The organism is Kitasatospora sp. NPDC127035 (assembly GCF_042726075.1).
Lineage (GTDB): Bacteria > Actinomycetota > Actinomycetes > Streptomycetales > Streptomycetaceae > Kitasatospora.
The window spans coordinates 47,532-54,511 of sequence record NZ_JBHXDN010000064.1 but is presented as its reverse complement, the minus strand read 5'-3'; the positions used below and the strand labels follow the sequence as shown (position 1 = coordinate 54,511).

The window sequence follows — 6,980 nt, the reverse complement described above, 5'->3', positions numbered from 1 at the left end:
GCCGAAGCGGCGGCACCGCGCCCTGCCGGCCGGCCCGGGTGTGACGCCCGAGGTTGCGGGGTGGGGTGTGACGTCCGAGATCGAGCCGTGATCGCGCCATCGAAGGCCGGTTTCCGGTCTGAAAGGTGATCTTCGGGTCTGAAGGGCTACGGCGCATTCGAATCCTGTGTCAGGGTTGCCGCATGCCACATGTGAAATGTCACATGTGGCACATGAAGTGCTCTGCGGTGCAGAGACTGACGAATTGAGGAGGAGCGGAACTATGCGGATGAACCGACTCACCCGGGTAGCGGCCGGTGCCGCCGGCGCTGCGGCCCTGCTGGCGGTCCCGACCCAGGCGGGCGCGGCGCAGAGCAGCGCCACGACCACCACCACCACGGTCACCACCTGCGGCTACGGCGGCCTGCAGGCCGGTGTGTGGACCGCCGTCTGCGCCGACGTGACCGGCGCCGACGTGCAGCTGTACGGCCGGATCTCCCTGGCCGGCCCGCCGAGCCCGGGCGGCCCGCCGCTGGAGACCCGTGACCTGATCACCGGCCTCTCCGGCCAGATCGTGGGCGGCGCCTCGCTCGGCTCGGTCAGCGGCTACACCCGCTTCACCGCCAGCACGGTGAAGGTCACCGGGGTCGGCGGCACCGTGCCGTGCGGGTCCACGGTGCACGGCAGCTTCAGTGTGGCCGGTTACCCGTGGGGCCCGTCCCCGGTGACCCTCGACGTCGTGGTGCCCTGTTGATCGGGCGGTAGCGACAGGTGCGGGCCCGGGGTCGGCGGACCCCGGGCCCGTCCCGTTCCCTCCCGTTCCGGCGGCTCCGGTCGCTCTGCCGGTCGCCCGGTCGCCCGTTCCCGGTGGGACGTCATGACGGCTTGAAGAATTCTTCATCTGCGAGGATGATGCTTCGGGCCGCCCCGGCCCGCGCCCGCCCCGGCCCCGGGCCGCCGGTGGGCGAACCACCCACCGACCCGCGGGGAGAGCGGACGATGCCGGTCCCGCTGTACCAGGCCAAGGCCGAGTTCTTCCGGACCCTCGGGCACCCGGTCCGGATCCGCGTCCTGGAGCTGCTCCAGGACGGCCCGCGCCCGGTGCGCGAGCTGCTGACCGAGATCGAGGTCGAGCCGTCGAACCTCTCCCAGCAGCTCGCGGTGCTGCGCCGGACCCAGCTGGTCACGGCCACCCGCGAGGGCAACACCGTGCTCTACGCGCTGAGCACCCCGGACGTCGCCGAGCTGCTGCGGGCCGCCCGGCGCATCCTCACCGAACTGATCACCGACCAGGGTGCGCTGCTCACCGAGCTGCGGGCGCCCGAGTCCCGTGCCACACCGGGGAGGAACGGATGAGCGGCGGGTCCGCGCGGCCCGACCGGCCCGCCCGACCGAAGGAGGACCCGGCCATGAGCGAGCGCACCGGAGACGGCACCGCCGAGGAGAGGGCGCGGCGCAGGGCCATGCTGATCCGCGCGGGCATCTACATCTTCGCCACCCACCTCTTCGCGGGCTTCGTGCTCCTGCTGTTCGCGCTCGGCGACCGGAAGTGACCCCGGGACCCTCGCGCGCGGCGGCGGCAGCGGGCCGGCGGGTGGGAGCACCGGTCGGCGGCGGCCGGTGCCGGCCCCGCGGCGGGTGCTGAACCCGCGGGGTCGCCGGCCGGCCGCCGCCGGGTGTCACCGGCTGCCGCCCTCCCCGCCGTAGCGGCGGCTGGTGCTGGTCCAGGCGTAGACGCCCTCGACCAGCTCCCGGGTGCCGTCCAGGTACCAGTGACCGGCCGGATGGCGGCGCAGCAGCCTGCGGCGCAGGTTCTCGCTCTCGGTGGTCAGCCGGTCGATCCGGGCGCGGACCGCGGCGGCGGCCCGGCTGCGGGTGCAGCCGCGGACCCGTTGCAGGGTGAGCACGGTGTTGAACGCGGCGGAGTTCTGGCGCTCCTCGCGGTCCGCCGAGTACAGGTCGTTGATCAGCGTCGCGATGTCGGCGGTGTTCGCGCGCAGGCGGTGGAGTTCGGGCTCGGCGAGCAGCCCGGCGGGCGCCTCGGCGCCGTGGACACGCTCCAGTATGCCCATGAACGGGTAGAGGCAGCTGGCATGGCGGCGCAGGCGCACGGTCTCGGCGAGATCGGGGACGGTGCGGGCGGCCCGGTGGGCGGTCTCGGCGAGGAAGGTCTCCAGGCAGGCCCGCCACTCGGCGGCGGCGCGGTCGCGCCAGGCCGGCGACATGGGGGCGGCCTGACGCCGCCACAGCTCCCGCCAGGCGCCGAGCAGCGGGGGCTGCGGGAGGCCGGCGGGCGCGGGGCCGCCCTCCAGGACGCCGAGCAGCGGGCCGACGATGGCACGGGCCTCGGCGGGACGGCGCCCCGGCGGGCCGTCGAAGCGGTCGTCCAGGATGGTGAACCAACCGAGGACGTCGACCAGCAGGTCCAGTTCGGCACCCCTGGCCCGGGGGTAGGAGTGGCCGATCAGCTCCGGGAGCGCGTAGGTCTGGTAGCGGCGGAGGTCGGGCGGGGTCAGCAGGCCGTGGGCGAGGGTCCAGCCGGTGTGGCGGGCAGCGGCGGCGCGCAGTTCGCCGGGGGTGCGGGGGGCGGGGGGCGTCGCCGCGGCGGTGGGCGACGGCCCGGGGCGCACCGGCGGGGCGGGCCGGGGGACGGTGGTGGCCGGGGTGGCGACGGTCAGGACGGACGCGGTAGCGGTGGGCGTGGAGCGGGCGGGTGCGGTACGGGCGGGCGTGGAGCGAGCGGGTGCGGTGCGGGCGGGTGCGGTGCGGCGGGTGCCCGCGACCGGGTCGGCGGCGGGAGCGGGCCGGTCCGCGCCGGATCCTCCCGGCCGCCGTCCCGTCCCTGTGCCCGCTCCTGCCCCGGCACCTGCCCGCGGGCCCTTGCCCTTGCCGGGGAGGTGACACCGGCCGGGCGTCTTCTCGCGGGCCGGGGGCGTGCGGTGGGTGCCCGGGGTGTGCGGGGCGGCGCCGCCGCGCGGGGCGAGCCGGACGCGGAGCCCCTGGGCCTGGACGGTGGTCCAGACCACCTCGCGGGCTCGGGACCCCGTGACGGCCGTGGGCCGCCAGCGGCGGAGGATCGCGGCGGCGGCCACGGTCAGCTCCGCCCAGGCGAAGGCCTCGCCGATGCACTTGTGCTTGCCCGCGCCGAACGGCACGAACGCCTGGCGTGCGGCCGGCCCGCCCGGGCCGGTGCCGCCGTCCTCGTGACGTCCGGGCCGGAAGGCCAGGGGTTCCGGGTAGAGCGCCGGGTCGCGGTGGAGTGCGGTGAGGCTGTACAGGAGCTCGGTGCCGGCCGGGATCCGGTAGGGGCCCAGCTCGACGGGCACCCGCGCGGTGCGCATCAGGAACGCGTTGGGCGCGTGCAGCCGCACCACCTCCTGGGTGACCGCGCGGGTGTAGCGGAGCCGGGCGAGCGCCTCCGGGGTGGGGGCGGTGCCGGCCGGCAGGTGCTCGTCCAGCTCGGCGAGGACGCGGGCCTCGACCCGGGGGTGCCGCACCAGCTCGTCGATCAGCCAGGTGAGCGTGGTGGAGACGGTCTCCGTGCCGGCGCCGAACATGGTGATCGCCTCGGACCGCACGTCCGCCTCGGTGAGCGGTCGCCCGGTGGCCGGGTCGGCGGCGGCGCGCAGCAGCGCGGGCAGGGTCTGGCGCCCTCCGGCGGTAAGGCCGACCGGACAGCCCGCGCGGCCGGCCGCCGTGTCGGGAGCCTGGCCGATCGCCTGGTCGACCACCTGGTTGAGGACCCGGACGGCGGCCTCGAAACGCCGGTTGACCGGCAGCGGCAGCCGCGCCAGCGCCGGGTGCGGGTAGAGCGACTGGACGATCTGACCCTTCACCATGTCGGGCAGGGCCCGGTGGAAGGCCAGCGTGGCGTCCTCGCTGAGCCGGGCGTCGAACAGCGCGCGGGTGACGATCTCCAGTGCGAGGTGGTTCATCTCCTTGGCCACGTCGAGGACCTGCCCGGGCCGCCAGCGCCCCGCCCGCTCCTCGGTGACCTGGTGCATCACCGCGAGGTACTCGCCCATCCGGTCCGGGCCGAAGGCGGGCTGGATCATCCGGCGGCGGTCGCGGTGGGCGCGCCCCTCGGACATCAGCAGGCCGTCGCCGAACGCCGTCTTGAGGGTGTCCTGGACGGCGCCGCGCGGGCAGTCGTGGGCGAGCGCCACCAGGAGGGTGTGGACCAGCCCGGCGTCGGTGACGACGCAGACGGTGCGCGGGCCGAGGCGGATCCGGACGACGTCGCCGTACCGGGCGAGCGAGCCGAGGAAGCCGAGCGGGTCGCGCAGCAGCGCGGGTGCGTGGCCCAGGCCGGGCAGCGCGCCGGGTGCGAGCGGCGGAACGACGGGCCGGGTTCCCGGTGGGGACGTTCTGGGCGGGGCGGGCGGTCTGTGGGTTTCGTTCATCAGGATCATGACATCACCTCTCACCAGTTGGACCGGCGGGACGGACCGGCGCGACCGACCGAGGTGCCGGCCCGGAGTGCCGGCCCGGCGCTGCGGTACCACCGGAGCCGCCACCGCGACAGCCGTGATCCGGGGGCCATCGGCGCGGGCCCCCGCGCGCGCCGCTGCGAGAGGGCGCACGCCATAGGAAACGCGCCGGTCCCGCGAGCGTTGCGCCGTATTCGCCTGGATCACTCCATCGGTGGAGTGCCGGCGTGGCGGCGGAAGGTCGGCGGGCGCCCGCCCGGACCGGTCCGGAGCCCGCTTCCGGCCCGGTCCGACGGGCCTGCCGGGCCCGGGCCGCCCTGCCCCGCTGGCAGGGCCTTTCGGCCCTCGGCGGGAGGGGGTGCGCAGGTCCAGCATGGTGCGGAGCCAAGGAGGATCCCTGATGAACCGTCTGCGCCACCGGCCGGCCCTCGACGTCCGCGTGGAGATCCGCGGCGAACTGCCGCGCGAGGACGCCGAGTACGCGCGGGCGCGGTCGCTGGCGCTGCTCGCGGACCTCGGACCGGACGCGCACCGCACGCGTCTCCGGCTCGCCCGGCCGGGCGGCCGTTCGGTGACCAGGCCCGCCGTCGCCCAGGCCTCGGTGGAGCTGGCCGACGTGGGCCGGGTCCGGGTGGAGCTCGCCGCCGTGACGGTGCGGGAGGCGGTCGACCTGGCGCTCGGCACGCTCGCCGGCCGGGCCGTGCGGCTGCGCGAACAGGGGCGGATCGGGCTCGCCGCGGAGCACGAGAGCAGTTACCGCCCCCAGTACGCGTCGCGCCCGCCGGCCGAACGGCGGATCGTCCGGCGGAAGTCGGTTCCGCTCGCCGGCCGCACGCCCGAGCAGGCGGTCCGCGAGATGCTCGCCCTCGACTATCGCTTCCACCTCTTCTCCGACGTGCTCACGGGGCAGGACAGCATGGTCCACCGCCGCCCCGTCGACGGCGGATTCCGGCTCGTCCGGGCCCACTCGACCGTGCGGCTCGGCGGCTCCGGGCTGCCGCTGACGGAGAGCCCGCACCCGGCGCCACGGCTCGACCTGCCCGAGGCCGCCCGTCAACTCTGGCTCACGTGCTGGCCTTTCGTCTTCCACACTGATCCCGGGGACGGTCGCGGCCGGGTACTGTACCGCCGCTACGACGGCCACTATGGCTTGATCACGCCGGTAGCGGAGGCTCGTTGACGGGCAGGTAGTGATCGACAACGGCTGACCGGGACACGACCGAAGAGCACCCACGAGCTCAAGACGGGAACTGGGACCATGGACTGCGAAGAAGTCATGCTGACCGTCCGGATCACGGCGGCCGAGCGGGCCCTGCTGCGTGCCCTGGCGCGAGGTCACGGCACCGACGTGTCGGACGTCGTGGTGGACGGACTGCTCGACGTCATCCCGAGCCTGCACGCCCGTTCCGTCCCGTGCTCCCTGCCGGGCCTCCCGGTGGCTCCCGTGCGGCCCGGCCTCCCCGTTCCGCCTGTTTCGCCCGGTCTGCCCGGTCTGCCCGGGGCGAACGCGCGGGCGGGCGCGACGGCTTCCAGATCCTCGACCGCTCTGCCCGTCCCTCCCGGCCTGCCCGGGGAGGCGGCGGTTCCGGGCCTGCTGCGGCTGCTCTCCCGGCCCGCTCCCTGTGCGGTCACGCTCTGGCTGCCGGGCCCCGTCGCCGATCTGCTCCCGCTGGTCGGCGAGCGGGTCACCCTGGTCAGCGGGCTGCGGGTGGGCCCGGCCAGTGGGGCGCTGGGCGCCGCGCTCCGGCTCTGGCTGGCCGGCGATCCGGTGCGGCTCGCCGCGAGCCTCGCCACCCTGCACCGCCAGGGCGTCCCCGGGTACGCGGCGCAGCGGCTCGGCGTGGCCGCCTGAGTCCACGTCGGTCCGGGGCGGTCCACGTCGGTCCACGGCGGCGCGGGCCGGTGCCCGGTGGCCCGCGGTGCGCTCCGCCGGGTGCGGCCGGACGGGTGACCGGGTGCGCCGGGGAGCCGCGTGCGGAGCCGGACGTGTGGGCGGGCGGGCGGCCGGGTGGGCGGCCGGGTGTGCGGTCGGGTGGGCGGCCGGGTGTGGCGTCGGCGCCGGACATCCGACCGGCCGACCGGTCGGATCCGGCCGATTGTGGCCGACCGGGGAACCGTCGGTGACGGTCGCGCCCCGTTCGCGCGGGGTTCGCCGGGCGGTCGCCCGGCGGCGGGCCGGCAAGGCGGCGTGCCGGGGTGGTGCGAGCTGATCAAGTGGCATGTCCTGGGCGGGAAATTTGCTGGTCAGGGCTCTGGCCACGGACCCCGGGCGGGTCTAGCATTCCGGTCACGGCAGCCGGAGTCCGAGGCCCGCGGACGACCGGCAGGGGTGGCCGCCACCTCCCCGCGCCGGGGAGCGCATACCCCCCGAGTGCGCTCCCCGGCATCGCCGTGCGCCGTGTTCACCTCCCGCGCCCCACGAGAGCCCCCCTCGATCGGCGGCCGCTCGGCCTTCCGCCCTGTCCTTCGCCCTGTCCTTGGGCTCTGCCTTCCGCCCCGCCGGCGAGGCTGCCCCGGCGGACGCACCGTCGGACGGTCGGCGGTGCGGGGCGACTCCGGCAGGGCTGCGAC

The 6,980-nt window shown here is 76.2% G+C and carries 6 protein-coding genes; 5 read left to right on the top strand and 1 reads right to left on the bottom strand.

Translation table 11 applies throughout. From position 1 onward, the window contains the following. The first annotated feature begins 262 nt into the window (after nt 1-262). The 3 genes from ACFWIC_RS32320 to ACFWIC_RS32310 all read left to right on the top strand — a co-directional run bounded on the left by ACFWIC_RS32320 (nt 263) and on the right by ACFWIC_RS32310 (nt 1,532). Entirely contained in the window at nt 263-733 is a 471-nt protein-coding gene (locus ACFWIC_RS32320) for a hypothetical protein (protein WP_380362339.1), read from the top strand. Between the two features lie 245 nt (nt 734-978). Next, nucleotides 979-1,335, top strand: coding sequence for a metalloregulator ArsR/SmtB family transcription factor (locus ACFWIC_RS32315; RefSeq protein ID WP_355408254.1), 357 nt, complete (start codon nt 979-981; stop codon nt 1,333-1,335). A gap of 53 nt (nt 1,336-1,388) precedes the next feature. Then, nucleotides 1,389-1,532: a DUF6126 family protein gene (locus tag ACFWIC_RS32310; RefSeq protein WP_329881271.1), complete on the top strand. Its 144-nt coding sequence runs from the start codon at nt 1,389-1,391 to the stop codon at nt 1,530-1,532. A 126-nt stretch (nt 1,533-1,658) separates the two neighbouring features. Here the strand turns inward: ACFWIC_RS32310 and ACFWIC_RS32305 are convergent, their stop codons facing one another. Then, nucleotides 1,659-4,391 carry a cytochrome P450 gene (locus ACFWIC_RS32305; RefSeq protein WP_380520647.1) on the bottom strand — a complete coding sequence of 911 codons (2,733 nt, stop codon included), beginning with the start codon at nt 4,389-4,391 and terminating at the stop codon, nt 1,659-1,661. A gap of 418 nt (nt 4,392-4,809) precedes the next feature. Here ACFWIC_RS32305 and ACFWIC_RS32300 point away from each other — a divergent pair, with 418 nt between their 5' ends. After that, a complete protein-coding gene (locus tag ACFWIC_RS32300; protein ID WP_329951868.1) occupies nt 4,810-5,589 on the top strand; it encodes a sigma 54 modulation/S30EA ribosomal C-terminal domain-containing protein in 780 nt (259 codons plus the stop codon). A gap of 78 nt (nt 5,590-5,667) precedes the next feature. Then, nucleotides 5,668-6,261, top strand: coding sequence for a hypothetical protein (locus ACFWIC_RS32295; RefSeq protein ID WP_329951867.1), 594 nt, complete (start codon nt 5,668-5,670; stop codon nt 6,259-6,261). Nucleotides 6,262-6,980: the final 719 nt, after the last annotated feature.